The organism is Neorhizobium vignae (assembly GCF_000732195.1).
Taxonomy (GTDB): Bacteria; Pseudomonadota; Alphaproteobacteria; order Rhizobiales; family Rhizobiaceae; genus Neorhizobium; species Neorhizobium vignae.
This window is the reverse complement of the sequence record NZ_JNNU01000002.1, coordinates 579,367-597,691: the sequence shown is the minus strand read 5'-3', so window position 1 is coordinate 597,691 and position 18,325 is coordinate 579,367. Positions and strand designations below refer to the sequence as shown.

Sequence of the window (18,325 nt, the reverse complement as noted above, 5' to 3'; positions counted from 1 at the left end):
CAATGATGCCGTCAACAAACAATGTGCAAAATACACATATTGGGGCGCAGCTTCGCGAGTTGCACGGCGCGGTGCTCGATATTCTGAGCGTGATGAACCAACCGCAGCGCGACGACGTGCTGATCAGCGAGGCGGGAATCAAGCTTGACCGGGCGCTGTTTCCGCTGCTCGTCGTCATCGAGCGGTTCGGACCGATCGGCGTGGTGGATCTGGCTGACCGGGCCGGGCGCGACTACACGACCGTCAGTCGCCAGGTCGCGAAGCTCGAAAGCTTGGGGCTGGTGAACCGGCAGGGAAACATTTCCGACAAGCGCGTGCGCGAGGCGGTCATCAGCGAAGCGGGCAAGGCGATGACGGACAGGATAGATGCGGCCCGCGAGAGGCTCGGCAGCGGCGTTTTTGCAGACTGGGAGCCGGATGAGATCGGCGACCTCGTGCGGCTGATGCGCAAGTTCGCCGACGCGATCAAGGCGGGGCCGTTAGCGCCCGGCAAGCCGGACTAATCCAGCGTGCGGCGGAAACGGCGGACCGCGATCAGCATGGCGACGGCCATCAGGCCGGCGAGGGCCAGCGTGTCATAGGCCAAGGTCTCGATACTGGCGCCCTTCAGCATCACCGCCCGGACGATGCGGATATAGTGGGTGAGCGGCAGCGCCTCGCCGATCCATTGCGCCCAATTGGGCATGCCGGCGAAGGGGAACATGAAGCCGGAGAGGAGGATGTTCGGCAGGAAGAACATCATCGCCATCTGCATGGCCTGCAGCTGGTTGGCGGCAATCGTCGAGAACGTGTAGCCGATCGACAGGTTGGTGAGGACGAAGAGGGCGGTCGCGGCGGCCAGCGACAGCGGATCGCCGAGGATCGGCACACGGAAGACCAGAATGCCGACGCCGATGATGACCAGCGCCTGGACGAGGCCGATCAGCACATAGGGCGCGATCTTGCCGAGCATGATCTCCAGCGGCTTGATCGGCATGGACAGCAGGTTCTCCATCGTGCCGCGTTCCACCTCGCGGGTAACGGAGAGGGCGGTGAAGATCAGCAGCGTCATCGTCAGGATCGTGCCGAGCAGGCCGGGGACGATGTTGAGCGTCGAGGAGCCGGCCGGATTGTAGCGGCGGTGCTGGACGATCTGGAACGCGGGCTTCACGGGCTCGGCGAAGGTGACCTGGCGGTCGTTTTCAAGCGCCGTCGAGATGATGCCGGAGAGCGCGCCGAGCGCGGAGCTTGCGGCGACCGGGTCGGTGGCGTCGGCCGCGACCAGCAGCGAGGGCGAATCGCCGCGGCGCAGCGACCGCTCGAAACCTTCGGGGATCTCGACGACGAACAGCACCTTTCCCGATTGCAGCAGCGCGTCCATGTCCTCGGCGCGGAAAACGACCGACCTGATCTCGAAGAAATCGGTGTTCTTCAGGGCGGCGAGGATGGAGCGGCCGACATCGCTGTCTTCGCGCATCAGCACGGCGGTCGGCAGGTTGTGCGGCGTGGTGTTGATCGCAAAGCCGAACAGGAAAAGCTGCATGATCGGCAGCATGACCATGGTGGCGAGCGTGATGCGGTCACGGGTCATCTGGATGAATTCCTTGACGGTCATCGCCCAGAAGCGGCCGAAGGAGCCGCCATTTCCGTTGCCGTTCATGCTGTCTGGCGCCGGGGTCATTTGAAATTGTCCTCCGAGCGGCGCATCAGGTCGATAAAGGCGTCTTCGAGCGTCGGTTCGCCCTTTTCCCATGTGAGGCCCGGCCGATCGCGATAGGGGGCGATCGCCTCTTCCAGCGCCGTCGCGTCGCGGCCGGCGACATGCAGGCTGGTGCCGAACGGGGCGATCATCTCGATGCCGGGCCGGTCTTCGAGTTCGGATTGCAGATGGTGGACGTCCGGGCCGGAGACCGTGAACGTGACGAGGCCGGTGCCTGCGATCACCTCGTCCACAGTGCCTTCGGCCAGCAGCTTTCCGTAGGCGATATAGGCGATCTCGTGGCAGCGCTCGGCCTCGTCCATGTAGTGGGTGGAGACGAGCACGGAGAGGCCATCGGCGGCAAGCGCGTGGATCTCGTTCCAGAAATCGCGGCGGGCCTTCGGATCGACGCCGGCGGTCGGTTCGTCGAGGAGGAGGAGCGCGGGTTCGGGCAGGATGCAGGCGCCGAGGGCGAGGCGCTGTTTCCAGCCGCCGGACAGCTCGCCGGCCAATTGTTTCTCGCGACCCTTGAGGCCGAGGCGTTCGATGGCCGCACCCGCCTTGCCGCGCGGATCGGGCAGGCCGTAGACGCGGGCGACGAATTCGAGGTTCTCGCGGATCGACAGGTCTTGGTAGAGCGAGAATTTCTGGGTCATGTAACCGACCCGGCGGCGGATGCGGTCGCTTTGCGTGAGGATGTCGAACCCGAGGCAGGTGCCGTCGCCGCTGTCGGGCGTCAGCAGGCCGCAGAGCATGCGGATGGTGGTCGTCTTGCCGGAGCCGTTGGGGCCGAGAAAGCCGTGGATGCGGCCCTTCTTCACCGACATGGAAACGTCGTCGACCACCTTTCGGCCGCCAAAGCTCTTGGTGAGGTGGTGGACGTCGATGACCGTTTCGGGGGCGTCGACCGTCATGGTGGCGTCGGTCATGGGCGTGGTCCGGGCAGGACGTCGACCGGCTGGCCGGGGCGCAGCGCCTTCGGATCGGCCGGGATCGCCTCCACGCGGTAGACGAGTTTGGCTCGTTCCTCGAGGCTGTAGATTTCCGGCGGGGTGTATTCGGCGGTTTTGGCGATGAAGCTGACCTTTGCCTCGGTCGGCCGGCAGGCGTCGCAGGTGACGCGGATCGGCTGGCCGAGTGAGAACCGGGCAATTTCGGTTTCGGGTACGAAGAAACGGATGCGGAGGTTTTCGGGCGGCAGAAGCGCCACGATCGGCCGGCCCGCCGGGACGACCTCGCCGGCGCGGTAATAGAGCGTCTCGATGCTGCCGGTGGCCGGTGCCGAAACCGAGCGGCGGGCAAGGGCTGCCTGCGCCGACGCGAGCTCGGCCTGGGCGGTGGCGACGGCTTCGCGCGTCTGGCGCAGCGTTTCGTCGCGGGCGGGGAGGGCGGCGAGGATGATCTGGCTGCGGACGTTGTCGAGGGCGGCGCGGTTGGCGGCTTCGGTGGCGGTCGCGGTGTCGAGATTGGCGCGGGTGGAGGTGCCGCGCTCGACCAGCACGCGGGTGCGGTCGAGATCCTGTTCGGCAAGCTCCAGCCGGGCGGAAGCCTCCCGTTCGGAGGCGCGCAGCACGTCGATCTCCTCCGGACGCTTCTGGGCGGCCTGCGCAAGATCGAGTGCTGCCTGCGACTGGGCAAGCGTTGCACTGGCTGCTGCGACGGCGGCCTCTTCGCTCAGGGAGTCGAGTTTGAAGAGCCGCGTACCGGCTTCGGTGGCCTGGCCTTCGGCGACGTCGAGTTTCGTCAGGCGGCCGGTGGTCTCAGTGCCGATGAACAGCGTGTCGGCCTCGATCCAGCCCTGATAGGGGCGCAGAGCCCGGTCTGCGAGGAGAAAGGGCAGGGCGGCGAGGGTGGCGCCAGCGAGGACAACGATGACGAGGATGCGTCTCATGGCGCGCTTGCCTCCGGCACGAACAGGGTATCGAGGAAGGTGTCGAAGAGCTTTTGCGTGTTGAGGTGTTCGTAACGCTCGAAAAGCGTCGCCCAGATGATCGACAGCAGCGCGGGCGACATGATGATCTGCGGCATTTCTGCGAGCGCCGGGTTGCGCAGCTCGCCGCGCTCGGCCGCCCGCTTGAGGAGGATGCGCAGGACGCCGAGGCCCTTCGAAATGATCTCGCGGTGGTAGAATTCGGTGACAGCCGGGAACATCGGGCCTTCGGCGAGAATGAGGCGCAGCAGGTGGCGGCGATCGGTCTCCAGCACCTCGCGCTTGAAGAGCGTGTAGAACATCGAGACGGCGAAACGCGGCCGGATCGCCTCGTTGGCCGCCAGCCCGTCGATCTGGCCGAGAATGGGAGAGACGGTGCCGGAGACGAGCTCGGTGAACAGCGCCTCCTTGTCCGGGAAATGCAGGTAGACGGTGCCCTTGGCGATGCCGGCACGGGCCGCAACATCCTCCATGCGGGTTGCGGCAAAACCGCGCTCCGAGAAACAGGCAAAGGCGGCGGCCAGGATTTCGGCCCGACGCTGCTGCGGATCGCGTTTCTTTCTCTTCCTCTCGGCCATCGGGTGTTCTCGATTATGACTGACTGGTCGGTCATTAACATTCTGTTGCAAAAATTGCAAGGGATTTTGGGATGCGTGGAGGCTGGCGGGGGGCAGTCCGTAGAGTCCCTCCCTCTTGTGGGGGAGGGTTGGGGACGCCACCGCCACTTTACATTCCGGATGCGATTGTCCTGCCGTATCAACGGGATAGGGAATGCCGCGCACTCCCAGGATCATCCCTGCTGCGGACTCCGCGGAGACGAGTTGCTCAATTTTGGTGGGGCAGGGTGAGGAATTGCGATTGCGTCATCATATAGGGGGAGCCGATCCCCTTGAAGCTGCGCAAGCCGCAAACGCATGCTAAGTTGAGGGTGACGAGGGTGTTTGCAGGAGTCGCAGTAGATGTCGCAGAATTCCGAAGGTGTAGTGCCGGCCTTCGAACTTTCCCTGGGTGGTCAGCTCCGCATGATGGGCAGAGCATTCTGGAATGCGCCGGTGCGCAATCGCGTCCTCGTGCTGACGGTGGCGCTGCTCCTGGTCATCTTCGCCACCACCTATGCGACATACCGATTGAACGAGTGGAACGGGCCGTTCTACGATGCGCTGGAACGGCGCGACATGCCGGAATTTCTCAATCAGCTCGTCGTCTTCGGCGTCATCGCCTTTTCGCTGACCCTGCTCAACGTCGTCCAGCAATGGCTCAACCAGATCACCGCCATGCGGATGCGCGAGGGATTGGCGCGCGATCTCGCCGACGTCTGGCTGAAGCCCGGCCGGGCGCTTAAGCTCGCCGGGGCCGGCACGATCGCCAGCAATCCCGACCAGCGGCTGCATGAGGACACGCGCATCCTGGCGGAAAACACCACGGCGCTGGCGATCGGGCTCGTCAACTCCACCATACTGCTCGCGAGCTTCATCGGCGTGCTCTGGGCGATCTCGTCGGATTTCGTCTTCCATTTCGGCGGCCGTGCCATTTCGATCCCCGGCTACATGGTTTGGACGACGATCCTCTATGCTCTGCTGGGCTCGGTGCTCAGCAACGTGGTCGGCAACCTGCTGCCGCGGCTGAACGCGGAGCGTTATGCGCGCGAAGCGGACCTGCGCTCGGCCCTGGTGCGTGCCAACGAGAACCTGAAACCGATCGCGCTGGCGCGCGGCGAGGCGAACGAGCTCACCCGCGTGCATTTCGCGATCGACGGAGTGCTGGGCATGCTGCGCAAGCTTGCCTGGGCGCTCGCCAATCTCACCTGGGTGTCGGCCGGGTTCGGCTGGCTGGCGCTGGTGGCGCCGATCATCATCGCCTCGCCGATGTATTTTTCGGGCGAGCTTTCCTTCGGCGGGCTGATGATGGCGGTCGGCGCCTTCAACCAGGTCAACCAGGCGCTGCGCTGGTATGTCGTCAATTTCAGCGTCATCGCCGACTGGCGCGCGACGCTCAACCGCGTCTCCTCTTTCCGCAACGCGCTGCTGCTCATGGATACGCCGACCAAGAAGGGCGGGGTGATTACCTATCGCGAGGCGGAGCAAGGCGAGGGCATCAGCCTTTGCGGGGTGACGGTCTATGGCGAGCCCGAGCTGGCCGAGGCGGGGCACGGGGTGCGCGTGGTGGAAGGCGATTGCGCCATCAATCCGGGCGAACGGGTGATGGTCAACGGCGATCCGGGCGCCGACCGGCATCTGTTCTTCCAGGCGCTGGCCGGCATCTGGCCCTGGGGGCGCGGCGAGATCGGCCTGCCGCCGGTGGACAGCATGATCATGATGCCGCAGGACGGATACCTGCCGACGGCGACGCTGCGCGAGGTGATGATCTCTCCCGCCGGGCTGACCGGCGCCGATGACGTGGCGCTGACGCAAGCGCTCGAAAAGGTCGGGCTCGGCCGTCTCGTGGGCAGGCTGGACGATGTGGAGCGCTGGGACCGGCTGCTCGACAAGGACGAGGAGGCATCGCTGGCGATCGCCAACGCGGTGCTGCGCAAGCCGGCCTGGCTGATCATGGACGACGTATTGGAAGGCCTGGAGCCGGAAACCCAGGAACGGCTGCTGAACGTGCTCGGTCGTCTCGACGGCGTGACGCTCATCTATATCGGCCGTTCGGAAGAGTTCCGGGCGAAATTCTCGCCGCGGCTCTTCCACCTGTCGCCGCTTCACGCGCATGCGAAGAAGACGAAGGAAGAGGCCTGACATGGGCAGGCACATGACGTCCGCCAAGACCGGACAATGCATCGTCTGCAGCCGCACCTTTCCACTCTCGAAAATGCACAGGACCGGATATCTGCGGCCGCATCTTGCCGAGATGATCGTCGAGGAGGTGAAGGACTGCAATGAGAACAGCCTGATCTGCGACGAGGACCTCGCCCGTTTCCGCCGCCGCTACGTGGAAAAGCTTCTCGACGAGGAGCGCGGCGAGCTTTCCGATCTCGACAGGCGCGTGCTCGACAGTTTCGAAAAGGGTGCCTCGACGGTGCAGAAGAGCGCCGCCGGCCTGCTCGAGCGCAACCCCACCTTCGGCGAGCGGGTGGCCGACAAGGTCGCCTCCTTCGGCGGCTCCTGGACCTTCATCCTGAGCTTTCTCAGCGTGCTGGTCGTGTGGATGGCGGTGAACGTCGTCGGCCTGTTCGCCCAGCCTTTCGACCCCTATCCGTTCATCCTGCTCAACCTGGTGCTCTCGTGCCTGGCGGCGCTGCAGGCGCCGGTCATCATGATGAGCCAACGGCGGCAGGAGGAAAAGGACCGGATGCGCTCCGAGAACGACTACATGATCAACCTGCGCGCCGAACTGGAAATCCGCCAGCTGCACGAGAAGATCGACCACCAGATGGCGCATCAATGGGAGCGGCTGGCGGAAATGCAGCAGATCCAGATCGAGTTGCTGGAACGGCGCGGCGGCGGGCGGGAGGCCAACTAGGCCAGCCCTCAGGGCCGACGAGGACGGCTGTAACCCCAGCGGCAATTTTGGCGGAATTCACCGGCTTTTTGAGTGTTTGCTCCACCCATTCTTAAAGGGCTGTGTGCTAAACGGGTTTTCGCCGCTGGTAGAAGCATCTGCGGTCCCCATCTCTTTAGGATTCACAGATGAAAAAAGCTCTCCTGATTGCCATGCTCGTCATGGCCGCTCCCATGCTGGCTGAGGCGAAAACACTCAAGTTCCCGAGCGACGCTCCGATCGCCAGCATCAAGATCCCCGACAGCTGGAACCCGAAGGAAACCGACACCGGCGTCGATGCCACGTCCAGTGACGATGCCGTCTATCTTTCCGCCGATGTCGCGGAGCTGAAGTCGATGGACAAGACCGTTTCGGAAGCCATCGATTTCCTGAAGGAGGTTGGCGTCACCGTCGATCCCAAGACGCTGAAGGAAACTCCGGTCGAGGAGTTCAACGGCATGCAGATGACCACGCTGGATTGGGACGGCAAGGACGAGAGCGGCCCGGTGAGCGTCGGGCTTGCACTGATCCAGACGTCGCCGACCAAGGGCCTCGTGGTTACCTATTGGGGAACCAAGGGCGACGAGGAAAAGCACCAGAAGGAACTGGTCGACATCCTGTTGTCGATCAAGCCGATCGTAAAGTGACACCGAGTGCGGCGGCGGTTGTTTTCGCCGCCGCTTTCGGTTTCGTCGGACTGATCGGGCGCAAAGTCAGCCGATGAAGTCGTGGATGATGCCGGCGACCTGTTCCGGCATTTCGAGCTGCAGCATGTGGCCGCTCGGCACTTCCATGGATGCCCAGGACGGATCGGCGCCAACCTTGGCGTATATGCCGGAAAAGATCTTCGACTGGTCGATATTGGCCGAGACGTAAAGCCTTTTCGTGATCTTTTGATAATCACCCGACAGCTTGATCTTCTGGATCATCGTCGCGAAAGGCTGCGGCGAGCGGCCGGTCATGTAGTGGCGCAGATCTTCCGGCACGCGGTTCGCGTGACGGGCGGGGGGCGGTACCGCGACGCCGCCGAGTTCGCCGGCCATGGCAAGGTTGGCCATCGCCACTTCCGGACCGAGCAGATCGAGCGCCGACTGGCCGTTTTCCGGCAGGAAAGCGTCGAGATAGGTCAGCGTGCGGATGCGGGCCGCGAAACGGTCGGCGACGCCTGTGATCACCATGCCGCCATAGGAATGGCCGACGAGATCGAATTTTTCGAGGCCTTCCGCTTCGATGAGGCCGCAGACATCGCCGATATGGGTATCGAGATTGATGGCGCCCGAAAACAGATGGGTGCGCTCCCCGAGCCCGGTGAGGCTCGGTACGAAGACCTGATGGCCCATGCCCCGGAGGATGTCGGCGACCGGCGTCCAGCTCGCGCTCGATCCCCAGGCGCCCTGAACCAATACGATTTTGCGGCCGGTCATCGGTTCTCCTCCCGTCTGAATGACGCCGGTTGTTTCCCACCCGGTTCCGGTCGAGTCAATGCGACAGGCGAGGGGACAAGCCCATTGCGACGTGGCCGCCGTCCGGCGTGTGTCCCGATCAGGACGGCCAGGTCAGACCGAAGACACGGAGCCAGTTGTCGAAGGCGAATTTTCTTAACGTCGGCTCGTCAAATCCGGCCTTGCGCATGGCATCGAAGAGATGCGGCAGGCCGCTCGCGTCCCTGATGTGGCGGGATATGACGGTGCCGTCGAAGTCCGAGCCGAGGGCGACCCTGTCCGCCCCCATGCGGTCGATGAGATATTCAATGTGGCGGACCACAATATCGAGCGACGTATTCGCGTCGAGATGGGCGTCGGCGCGTATGTCGTAGACGGCGAGGTTGAAGCCGATGACGCCATCCGTGTCGCGGATGGCGTCGAGCTGCCGGTCGGTGAGATTGCGGGTCGAGGGACATATGGCATGGGCGCAGGCATGGGTAGCGACGAGGGGAGCGGTGCTCAAGGCCGCGACGTCCCAGAATCCGCGTTCGTTCAGATGCGCAAGGTCGATCATGATGCCGAGAGCGTTGCAGGTCCTGACGAGGTTCCTGCCGAGATCGGTCAGTCCGGGGCCGGTGTCGGGAGACCTTGGATAGGCAAAGGGAACGCCGTAACCGAAGATGTTCGGTCGACTCCAGACCGGGCCGAGGGACCGGAGCCCGGCTTCGTGCAAGCGATGGAGATAATCGAGGTCCGGGTCGATCGCTTCGGCGCCCTCCATGTGAAGGACAACGGCAAAAGCGGATTCAGCCCGGGCTGTCCTGATGCCATCGAGATCGGTCGCCAGCCGCATCCGGCCGTTCGAACGCCGGATCAGTCCGCCGATTGCGGAAAGCTGCGCGTCGATCTGAAGGCGGGCGTGGTCCAGAGGCACGGCGGCGGCGTAGCGGACCTCGTATCCGTCGCTGGTGACGATCAGGTCGTTTTCCGGTTTGTGTTCCGGGGAGGCGTGCAGGGCGAACAACCCGCCCATCAGGCGTCCTTCGATCGCGCGAGGAAGATCGAGATGGCCTTCCTCAGAGCGGGCCAGAAAATCGCGGCCGGTTGATTTGTAGTCCACCATGAACTGGACCGCATCGTTATGCCCGTCGAAGACTTCGATACTGTCCATGGGAATTCGGTCCTCGATATCCGGCTGGTCGGCGGCATGTTGCGGCTGCGATCGTCCGCTCATCCCACAGTCGAGTTAGAAGCTCATGACAAGAGGCGCGCCTCCGGCCCGCCTATCGCCACATGCCGCGCATGCGGGCGGTGACATCGATGCGGACCTGGTGGCGGGCCTGGCGTTCGGCGTCGGTCATCTGGGCGACGACCGGCCAGGCGGCGGTTTCGAAGAATTGCAGGAGCGTCGCCGGGATGAAGCGGCTGCGGGCGGCATAGACGTGGCGGTCGCCCTGCGAGGCCTGGCCGTGAACGAAGAAACGTTGCGGCGTCATCAGGTGCAAATGGTCCTTCGCCCGCGTCATAGCGACGTAGAGAAGCCGGCGTTCCTCCTCGATCTCGGCGGTCGAGCCGACGCCGAGGTCGGAGGGAATGCAGCCGTCTACGCAGTTCAGGAGGAAGACCGAGCGCCATTCCTGGCCCTTCGACGAATGGATGGTCGAGAGGATCAGGTAATCCTCGTCGAGCAGAGGCGTGCCGGATTCGGCGCTGGTCGCATCCGGCGGGTCGAGGGTCAGTTCGGTAAGGAACCGTTCGCGCGACGTATAACCGGAGGCGATCTGTTCGAGCTGCAGCAGGTCAGCCTTGCGGGTCTCGGCGTCCTCGTGGATGCGGATGAGATGCGGCTCGTACCATTGGCGGGCAAGGCCGATTTCGGACGGCCAGCCCGCGCCCCTTCGGACGGCCGCAAGCATGTCGACGAAGGCGGGCCAGTCGGCGCCGGAGCGCGGTGGGGCCGGGATTTCCTGGAGCGCTGCCAGCGGTTCCGGATCGGCGGAGATGGCATCGAGAATTTTTCCAGCCGTCTGCGGGCCGATGCCGGGGATGAGCTGCATCAGCCGGAAACCGGCGACCCGGTCGCGCGGGTTCTGGGCGAAACGCAAGGCGGCCAGCATGTCCTTGACATGGGCGCTGTCGAGGAACTTCAGGCCGCCGAATTTCACGAAGGGGATGTTGCGGCGGGTGAGCTCGACTTCGAGCGGGCCGGAATGGTGCGAAGAGCGGAACAGCACGGCCTGCTGTTTGAGCGTCATACCGGTTTCGCGGTTTTCGAGGATTTTTTCGACGATGTAATTGGCCTGTTCGGTCTCGTCCTTGACGGCCACGAGGCGGGGGCGTTCCTCCGACTGGCGTTCGGTCCAGAGGTTCTTGGTGAAGCGTTCGCGGGCGAGATCGATGACGCCGTTGGCGGCGGCGAGGATCGTGTTGGTCGAGCGGTAGTTGCGGTCGAGCGTGACGATATTGGCCGGCGGATCGAAGGTGTTCGGGAAATCGAGGATGTTGCGGATCGTCGCGGCGCGGAAGGAATAGATCGACTGGGCATCGTCGCCGACCACGGTGAGGCCTATGCCGCCAGGTTTCATCGCCATCAGGATCGATGACTGCAGGCGGTTGGTGTCCTGGTATTCGTCGACGAGGACATGGTCAAAGCGGCCGCCGACATCCTGCGCGATCGCCGGTTCGCTCATCATCTGCGCCCAGTAGAGCAGGAGGTCGTCGTAATCCAGCACGTTCTGGGCCTGCTTGGCTTCGACATAGGAGGCGAAGAGTTCGCGGAGCTGCGGTTCCCAGGCCGAGCACCAGGGGAAATGGAGTTTCAGCACCTCGTCCAGCGGCGTCTCCGAATTCACGGCACGGGAATAGATCTGCAGACAGGTGCCTTTGGTGGGAAACCGGCTCTCGGTCTTCGAGAAGCCGAGTTCGTGGCGCACCAGGTTCATCAGATCGGCGGAATCTTCCCGGTCGTGGATGGTGAAGTCGTGGTCGAGGCCGATCTGTTCGGCATAGAGGCGGAGCAGCCGTGCGCCGATGCCGTGAAAGGTGCCGGCCCAGGCAAGGGCGTCGGTCATGATGCCGGCATTTGCGCCCAGCACCTGCGCGCAGATGCGCTCGACGCGGCGGCCCATTTCCGATGCCGCGCGGCGGGAAAAGGTCATCAGCAGGATGCGGCGCGGGTCGGTGCCCGAGACGATGAGGTGCGCAACGCGATGGGCGAGCGTGTTGGTCTTGCCGGAACCGGCGCCGGCGATGACCAGCAAAGGCGCGGCCGGACCGCCGTTCGGCACGTCCGAGCCGTGCTCGACCGCACGTCGTTGCGCATCATTCAGCTTTTCCAGATAAGCAACAGCCATGCCCGTTCCCGATGTGTTCGAATTAGCCATAGCTGATTCGTGTGCCTGCGCGGAAATCCGCGTCGGCACGCATGCGGCAACTCACCAACTTGTCCGCGCGCGGGAAGATTGCGACGATGCCGCTGGCGGCAATTTCCGCCCAAGTACAATTTGCATGCCACGAACCGGTGCCGCGATCAATTCGTGCCGCCTGCTGTATCCGTTTGTATTTTAAGCGTAAATCACGCTTTTGTTACGCCTGCCATGGAAATAAAGTTGACCACAAATCTCTGCTTTGGTTATGACGGGCGCGTCAAATTCCTGACTCTCTTGCGGAGGCGATCTTGAAGACTTCATTCACCGTGGCTGCGGGCGTTGCCCTGGCTTTTTCCGTTCTGTCCCTGTCGTCGCCGGCTTCGGCGCAGGTGGCAGACAGTCTCACCATCTATAATGCCCAGCACGAAGGGCTGACCAAGGAGTGGGTGAAGGCCTTCACGGAAGAGACCGGCATCGCGGTCACCATCCGCCAGGGCAGCGACCTCGAAATTGCCAACCAGATTGTCCAGGAAGGCGCCAATTCGCCGGCCGACGTGTTCCTGACCGAAAATTCGCCGGCCATGGTGCTGGTCGATGGCAAAGGTCTTTTCGCGCCGGTCGACAAGGCGACCCTCGACCAAGTTCTGCCGGGTTTCCATCCGGCCAACGGCAACTGGGTCGGTATCGCCGCCCGCTCGACCGTTTTCGTCTACGACAAGACCGAGCTGACGGAAGACAAACTGCCGAAGTCGATGCTCGACCTTGCCAAGCCGGAATGGAAGGGCCGCTGGACGGCATCTCCGTCGGGCGCCGATTTCCAGGCGATCGTCGGTGCGCTGCTGCAGCTCAAGGGCGAAGAAGCGACCGCCGCCTGGCTGAAGGGCATGAAGGAAAATGCGACGCCGATCCGCGGCAACTCGACTGCCATGAAGGCGGTCAATGCCGGTCAGTTCGAAGGCGCGCTGATCTATCACTACTACTATTTCGGCGACGTCGCGAAGACCGGCGAGAACACCAAGAACATCGGCATGCATTATTTCAAGAACCAGGATCCGGGCGCCTTCGTGTCGATCTCGGGCGGCGGGGTCCTTGCGTCCTCCAAGCACAAGGAACAGGCGCAGGCATTCCTGAAGTGGGTGACCGGCAAGGGCGGCCAGAAGATCTTGCGCGACGGCACTTCCTTTGAATACGCCGTCGGCAAGGGCGAGGCTTCCAACAAGATGCTGACTCCGATCGCCGACTTGGCAGCCCCGAAGGTCGAGCCCTCGACCCTCAACAACGCCAAGGTCACCGACATGATGACCGCCGCCGGCCTGCTCTAACAAGCGACCGATAACAGTTGCATGGAGACATCGCAGGGCGTACCTGCGATGTCTCGTATTTTCGGACCGGCAATGACTTCCACCACAGATACCAGGATCTCCATCGCGCCGCGACACCGCCTGCCGGCGGCGTCGTCCTGGACGCTGACGATTGCGATCCTGGTAGCCTTGCTGGCGCTCCTGCCGCTCGGCTTCGTGTTATGGGCAGCGGTGGTGACGGGTTGGGAGACGGCCTCGCAGCTGATTTTCCGCTCGAGGGTCGGCGATCTGCTGGCCAATACGATCCTGCTCGTCGTCTTCACCATTCCCATCTGCGCGGTGCTTGGCGTCGCGCTCGCCTGGCTTACTCAACGCAGCGACCTGCCGGGCGCGCGGTTCTGGTCCTGGCTCTGCGTCACGCCGCTTGCCGTGCCCGCCTTCGTGCATTCCTACGCCTGGATCGGGATGTGGCCCGGTTTCAACGGCCTTCCCGCCGGCGTGGCGATCTCGGTCGTCGCTTACTTTCCCTTTCTCTATCTACCGCTTTCCGCCGCCTTCCGGCTGCTCGATCCGGCTCTGGAAGACCAGGCGGCTTCGCTGGGGCTGGCGCCCTTCGCCGTCTTCCGGCGCGTCGTACTCCCGCAGCTCCGGCTTGCCCTCTGCGGCGGCGCGCTGCTGATCGGCCTGCATCTGCTGGCCGAATACGGTCTGTTTGCGATGATCCGCTTCGATACGTTCACGACCGCCATTCTCGACCAGTTCCAGTCGACCTATAACGGTGTCGCCGCCTACATGCTGGCGCTCGTGCTGGTGTTCTGCTGTTTCGTGCTGCTCGGCCTCGAAGCTTCGCTGCGCGGCCGCAGCCGCTATGCGCGGCTCGGATCCGGCGTCGCCCGCCGGCCGAAGATTGCCCGGCTCGGCCGATGGAAATACGTCGCTCTTCTTCTGCCGGCTGCGACCGCCGCCTTTGCACTCGGCGTTCCGGTGCTGACGCTCGGTCGCTGGCTGATCGCCGGGGGTGCCGGCGTGTGGCGGATCGACGAGGTGGGGCTTGCACTGTGGCAGACGCTGGTCATCTGCCTGGTCGGCGGGCTTGCGACGACCGCCGCCGCCGTGCCGATCGCCTGGCTCTCCGTGCGCCGGCCCACCCGAGCCAGCCGGTTCCTCGAAGGCTGCTATTACCTCGCAAGCTCGATGCCCGGCGTCGTGGTGGCGCTGGCGCTCGTGACCATCACCGTGCGGGTCATGCTGCCGCTCTACCAGAGCGTTGCGACGATCGTGCTTGCCTATGTGGTGATGTTCCTGCCACGGGCGCTGGTGAGCCTGCGGGCCAGCATCGCGCAGGTGCCGGTCGAGATCGAACAGGCGGCGGCGAGCCTCGGGCGTTCGCCGGGCAACGCGCTGCTCGCGACGACGATCCGGCTTGCGGCGCCGGGGGCTGCGGCCGGCGTCGCGCTTTCCTCGCTCGGCATCATGAACGAACTCACCGCCACCCAGATGCTGGCGCCGAACGGCACCCGCACGCTCGCCATGGCCTTCTGGGCGCTGACCGGCGAGATCGACTATGCCGGTGCAGCGCCTTATGCGGTGCTGATGGTCGCCTTCTCGCTACCGCTCACCTTTCTTCTCCATCACCAATCGAAAAAGATCGCCGGGCGATGACGTTTCTTACCCTGACCTCCCTGCGCAAACAGTATGGTTCCGTCGCAGCCCTCGACGGTGTCGATCTTTCGGTCACCGCGGGCAGCCGCACGGCGATCGTCGGCCCGTCCGGATGCGGCAAGACCACGCTTCTGCGCCTGGTCGCCGGTTTCGACGCGCCGGATGAGGGCCGCATCGTGTTCGCCGGCCAGCAGCTTGCCGATGGTCGTTCCCAGGTGCCGGCCCACAAGCGCGGCATCGGCATCGTGGCGCAGGACGGCTGCCTGTTTCCGCATCTGACGATCCGGCAGAATATCGGGTTCGGGCTGGAGGCGGAGGCCTCGGTGAAGAATGCCCGCATCGCCAAGCTGATGGACATGGTCGGGCTCGACCCGGCCATGCTCGCCCGCAAGCCGGACCAGCTCTCAGGCGGCCAGCAGCAGCGCGTAGCGCTCGCGCGAGCACTTGCCCGCAGCCCGAGGCTGATGCTGCTCGATGAGCCTTTCTCGGCCCTGGATACGGGACTCAGGGCCACGACCCGCAAGGCGGTGACCGACGTGCTGACCGCAGCCGGCATCACCACGCTGCTGGTGACCCATGACCAGGGCGAGGCGCTTGCCTTCGCCGACCAAGTGGCGGTGATGCGGGCAGGAAAATTCGCGCAGGTGGGAAGCCCGCGCGAGGTCTATTCGAAGCCGGTCGATGCGGCGACGGCCGCCTTCCTCGGCGAGGCGATCGTGCTGCCCGCCGATGTCGCCGACGGACGGGCGCAAAGCCCGCTCGGGGTCCTGCCGGTCGATGACGTCGCCTATCGCGGCCGGGCGGAGATCATGCTGCGGCCGGAACAGATCACCGTCACCCAGGCAGGGGTTCGGGAGAGCGGCGAGGGGGCTTCCGGGACGATCGCCGAGATCAACTTCTGCGGCCCGACCTCGGACGTCCGGATCACGCTCGGCGGCGGTCCGCAGGGCTTCTCCTTCCGGCTCGACATCCCGAGCCGCGAGACGCTGGTCTCAGGGGATCGCGTGACGATCGGCGTGGCGGGAACGGCGCACCTCTTCCAATAGCCCTGGATACCGCAACGAAGCCGCGTGAAAAAGTTCCGTGGCTTTCAGGATTGTGCGGGATCTTCATCGCCGAAGGTGTGCCGCAATCTCATCGTGAATGGCAGGCGAGGAGAACAGGACCGCGTTTCCGGATAGATCAGGCGGAACGTTTTCAGAAACGCCTGCAAGGTGGCTGCGGGTTGCGCCAGCCTCCGTCGCGATAAGCCCCGCGGCTGCGACGTCCCACGGGAACAGCGTTTCCGTGTGGGCATCCAGCCGTCCGGCCGCGACATAGGCGATATCCAGAACCGGCGACGCGCCGCGCCGGATGTCCTGGCACATCGACAGAATTATCCGCACCCGTTCCAGCAGCGGACCCGGATCGCTTTTTTCATGCGGGAAACCGGTGCTGACGATCGAACGCGCCAGGCTATCCGGCGAGGACGTCCGGATCGGGCGGCCGTTCAGAAAGGCGCCCTGGCCCTTCGCTGCGGTGAATGTTTCGCCTAAAGCCGGCGCATGGACGCAACCCGCCAGAACGTTACCATCCATGGCGAAAGCGACCGAAATGCCGAAATAGGGATGTCCCCTTGCGTAATTCGCGGTTCCGTCGATTGGGTCGATGATCCACAAGGGACCAGAGTAATCGAAGCGGTGGCGGTCGGCGTCTTCTTCCGAGAGAATGCGGTGGAGGGGAAACTCGGCCTTGATCGCCGCCTGGATAATCTCGTCCGAGAGCAGGTCGGCGCTGGTCACCATATCGCTTGGCCCCTTGAAGCGGACCTTGCAGCGGGATGCTTCCCACTGTTCGATCACTGCATTCCCGGCCGCGACGGCGGCTTTATTGGCAAGAGACAGCATCCGGTCGTATTCGGTGCTCAATATCATGTGTCGCAATCCAATTCGCGTTTCGCGGATATCGCGCAGCGGCAGGGAGATATTGGAGATTCCCCGCTTCGCAGTCGAGGCTTCCGGGTGGCACGTTTATGGAACTCGGGAACATTTCTTCGCGTTATCGGACCATCAACGTGAAGGAAAAAATTCCATGCTGAAATGGGCTCTCATCTTTCTGGTCATCTCGCTGATTTCCGGTTTCCTCGGCTTTTCGGGTGTTTCCGCCGCGACGGCAGGGATCGCGAAAATCCTGTTCTTCATCTTCCTCGTCGTTTTCCTGATTTTCGTCGTGCTCGCCTTTGCGGCCGGCAACGCGATTCTCTGATTCCCCTGGCATCCCCGGGCGTCAAGCGCGGGGCGTCGTGCCGCTGAAACAAAAAAAGCCCCGCCGAAGGTCGGGCGGGGCAAATTGGGGAAAATCCGCATCAATGACGCGGTGGGTCGCATTTGGCATATTCGATGTCGTGTTGCGAGGCGGGTTAGGGCCGATTCGGTACGCTCCGGCGAAAAAAGAGACCGGTCTCGAAACGGCGGCAACCGTTCTGCGCAGATGCGGAGGTCAGGGGCGCGACGGATGTTTCTGGGCGAAAACGAGCAGCTTCCAGATTACCGGTCCAAGGACCGTATGCTCGTGGTGGATCTGCGGGATGGCCGCGTCCTTGTGCACGACGATTTCGTCGCCGCAGGTCTTGCACCGGTATATGCCCGCATTCGGCACCTTCTGCCCCGGCATCCAATCCTTCTCGAAGGCGGGTGCTTTCGTCTGGACGAGATGCTCCGAATTCTTGAACTGCGCCATCTACACCTCCTTGATGTCGTAACACCATAACAGGCGCAGATGACCAAATCGCCAGCAAGGCTGGTGAAGGATTTCGGGCGCAAGTGCACCGTTTTGAAACGAATAGATTAAGGGAAGGATCAGAAACGAAGAAATCCGCCGAAGCGGATTTCTCAACGTTTTGAACTGGATGGTGGGCGTGACAGGGATTGAACCTGTGACCCCTACGATGTCAACGTAGTGCTCTCCCGCTGAGCTACACGCCCATCCGTGGCGGCGCATAGACCATAGACTGGTCGGGCCGTCAACAGGTTTTTGCCATGAAATGCGAAGGTTTTTTGAAGGCCTTGCAGATCAGGGCTTTCGGGGCCTCAGGCCGCCAGAAGCTTGTTCACTTCGTCCACCAGATCGCGCAGGTGGAAGGGCTTCGACAGCACCTTGGCATCCTTCGGCGCCTTGGAATCGGAGTTCAGCGCGACGGCCGCAAAGCCGGTGATGAACATCACTTTCAGGTCAGGATCGAGTTCCGTCGCCCGGCGGGCAAGTTCGATCCCGTCCATTTCCGGCATGACGATGTCGGTCAGGAGCAGCGAGAAGGGCTCTTCGCGCAGGCGATCGTAAGCGCTCGCGCCGTTGTCGAAGGACGCGACCTTGTAGCCCGCCTTTTCAAGCGCCTTCACCAGGAAACGACGCATGTCGTTATCGTCTTCGGCGAGAAGGATTTTCTGAATCATCTCCAGGACCGTTATCCAATGCAAATTTTTAGAGTTGTCGGTATCTCTTAC

The 18,325-nt window shown here is 63.5% G+C and carries 18 protein-coding genes and 1 tRNA gene; 8 read left to right on the top strand and 11 right to left on the bottom strand.

Annotated features, from left to right (window positions below; genetic code table 11):
* Positions 1-5: 5 nt before the first annotated feature.
* Positions 6-503: a MarR family winged helix-turn-helix transcriptional regulator gene (locus GQ59_RS03085; protein WP_037077251.1), complete on the top strand. Its 498-nt coding sequence runs from the start codon at positions 6-8 to the stop codon at positions 501-503.
* Here the strand turns inward: GQ59_RS03085 and GQ59_RS03080 are convergent.
* From GQ59_RS03080 to GQ59_RS03065, 4 genes are read right to left on the bottom strand one after another with little or no spacing between them, the layout of a single operon-like run.
* Positions 500-1,660: an ABC transporter permease gene (locus tag GQ59_RS03080; protein WP_051903749.1), complete on the bottom strand. Its 1,161-nt coding sequence runs from the start codon at positions 1,658-1,660 to the stop codon at positions 500-502. The two genes, GQ59_RS03085 and GQ59_RS03080, sit on opposite strands and share 4 nt — an antisense overlap.
* On the bottom strand, positions 1,657-2,607 hold the full coding sequence (locus tag GQ59_RS03075; protein ID WP_037077248.1) for an ABC transporter ATP-binding protein: 951 nt from the start codon (positions 2,605-2,607) through the stop codon (positions 1,657-1,659). Before GQ59_RS03075 ends, GQ59_RS03080 begins: the two co-directional genes overlap by 4 nt.
* Complete coding sequence (locus GQ59_RS03070) at positions 2,604-3,569, bottom strand: HlyD family secretion protein (protein WP_037077245.1); 966 nt, start codon at positions 3,567-3,569, stop codon at positions 2,604-2,606. Before GQ59_RS03070 ends, GQ59_RS03075 begins: the two co-directional genes overlap by 4 nt.
* A complete protein-coding gene (locus GQ59_RS03065; RefSeq protein ID WP_037077242.1) occupies positions 3,566-4,186 on the bottom strand; it encodes a TetR/AcrR family transcriptional regulator in 621 nt (206 codons plus the stop codon). The genes GQ59_RS03070 and GQ59_RS03065 overlap by 4 nt, the downstream gene beginning before the upstream one ends.
* 381 nt (positions 4,187-4,567) lie before the next feature.
* Between GQ59_RS03065 and GQ59_RS03060 the strand changes: the two genes are divergently transcribed.
* The 3 genes from GQ59_RS03060 (at position 4,568) to GQ59_RS03050 (ending at position 7,735) form a co-directional block, all read left to right on the top strand.
* Positions 4,568-6,346 (top strand): ABC transporter ATP-binding protein/permease, encoded by a 1,779-nt coding sequence (locus tag GQ59_RS03060; RefSeq protein WP_037077240.1) that lies wholly within the window; start codon positions 4,568-4,570, stop codon positions 6,344-6,346.
* A 1-nt stretch (position 6,347) separates the two neighbouring features.
* The gene (locus tag GQ59_RS03055) at positions 6,348-7,070 is read left to right on the top strand and encodes a DUF1003 domain-containing protein (protein ID WP_084682953.1); all 723 of its coding nucleotides are present in this window, start codon (positions 6,348-6,350) and stop codon (positions 7,068-7,070) included.
* Between the two features lie 167 nt (positions 7,071-7,237).
* On the top strand, positions 7,238-7,735 hold the full coding sequence (locus tag GQ59_RS03050; RefSeq protein ID WP_037077237.1) for a hypothetical protein: 498 nt from the start codon (positions 7,238-7,240) through the stop codon (positions 7,733-7,735).
* A gap of 66 nt (positions 7,736-7,801) precedes the next feature.
* Here GQ59_RS03050 and GQ59_RS03045 read toward each other — a convergent pair whose 3' ends face one another.
* The 3 genes from GQ59_RS03045 to GQ59_RS03035 form a co-directional block, all read right to left on the bottom strand.
* A complete protein-coding gene (locus GQ59_RS03045) occupies positions 7,802-8,512 on the bottom strand; it encodes an alpha/beta fold hydrolase (protein ID WP_037077234.1) in 711 nt (236 codons plus the stop codon).
* 118 nt (positions 8,513-8,630) lie between these two features.
* Positions 8,631-9,683: a dipeptidase gene (locus tag GQ59_RS03040; protein ID WP_037078139.1), complete on the bottom strand. Its 1,053-nt coding sequence runs from the start codon at positions 9,681-9,683 to the stop codon at positions 8,631-8,633.
* A 112-nt stretch (positions 9,684-9,795) separates the two neighbouring features.
* Positions 9,796-11,865 (bottom strand): ATP-dependent helicase, encoded by a 2,070-nt coding sequence (locus GQ59_RS03035; protein ID WP_037077231.1) that lies wholly within the window; start codon positions 11,863-11,865, stop codon positions 9,796-9,798.
* Between the two features lie 323 nt (positions 11,866-12,188).
* Here GQ59_RS03035 and GQ59_RS03030 point away from each other — a divergent pair, with 323 nt between their 5' ends.
* The 3 genes from GQ59_RS03030 to GQ59_RS03020 all read left to right on the top strand — a co-directional run bounded on the left by GQ59_RS03030 (position 12,189) and on the right by GQ59_RS03020 (position 15,889).
* The gene (locus GQ59_RS03030) at positions 12,189-13,202 is read left to right on the top strand and encodes an iron ABC transporter substrate-binding protein (protein WP_037077229.1); all 1,014 of its coding nucleotides are present in this window, start codon (positions 12,189-12,191) and stop codon (positions 13,200-13,202) included.
* A gap of 72 nt (positions 13,203-13,274) precedes the next feature.
* On the top strand, positions 13,275-14,843 hold the full coding sequence (locus GQ59_RS03025; protein ID WP_037078138.1) for an ABC transporter permease: 1,569 nt from the start codon (positions 13,275-13,277) through the stop codon (positions 14,841-14,843).
* Positions 14,840-15,889, top strand: a complete 1,050-nt coding sequence (locus tag GQ59_RS03020) for an ABC transporter ATP-binding protein (protein ID WP_037077226.1) — start codon at positions 14,840-14,842, stop codon at positions 15,887-15,889. The genes GQ59_RS03025 and GQ59_RS03020 overlap by 4 nt, the downstream gene beginning before the upstream one ends.
* A gap of 63 nt (positions 15,890-15,952) precedes the next feature.
* Here GQ59_RS03020 and GQ59_RS03015 read toward each other — a convergent pair whose 3' ends face one another.
* On the bottom strand, positions 15,953-16,756 hold the full coding sequence (locus tag GQ59_RS03015) for an inositol monophosphatase family protein (protein ID WP_051903748.1): 804 nt from the start codon (positions 16,754-16,756) through the stop codon (positions 15,953-15,955).
* Between the two features lie 157 nt (positions 16,757-16,913).
* Here GQ59_RS03015 and GQ59_RS30890 point away from each other — a divergent pair, with 157 nt between their 5' ends.
* Complete coding sequence (locus tag GQ59_RS30890; RefSeq protein WP_037077225.1) at positions 16,914-17,087, top strand: DUF1328 domain-containing protein; 174 nt, start codon at positions 16,914-16,916, stop codon at positions 17,085-17,087.
* A gap of 234 nt (positions 17,088-17,321) precedes the next feature.
* Here the strand turns inward: GQ59_RS30890 and GQ59_RS03005 are convergent, their stop codons facing one another.
* From GQ59_RS03005 to cpdR1, 3 genes are all read right to left on the bottom strand, one after another.
* On the bottom strand, positions 17,322-17,561 hold the full coding sequence (locus tag GQ59_RS03005; RefSeq protein ID WP_037077223.1) for a hypothetical protein: 240 nt from the start codon (positions 17,559-17,561) through the stop codon (positions 17,322-17,324).
* A gap of 170 nt (positions 17,562-17,731) precedes the next feature.
* Positions 17,732-17,806, bottom strand: a tRNA-Val gene (locus tag GQ59_RS03000).
* Between the two features lie 105 nt (positions 17,807-17,911).
* Complete coding sequence (cpdR1, locus tag GQ59_RS02995) at positions 17,912-18,274, bottom strand: response regulator CpdR1 (protein WP_037077221.1); 363 nt, start codon at positions 18,272-18,274, stop codon at positions 17,912-17,914.
* Positions 18,275-18,325: the final 51 nt, after the last annotated feature.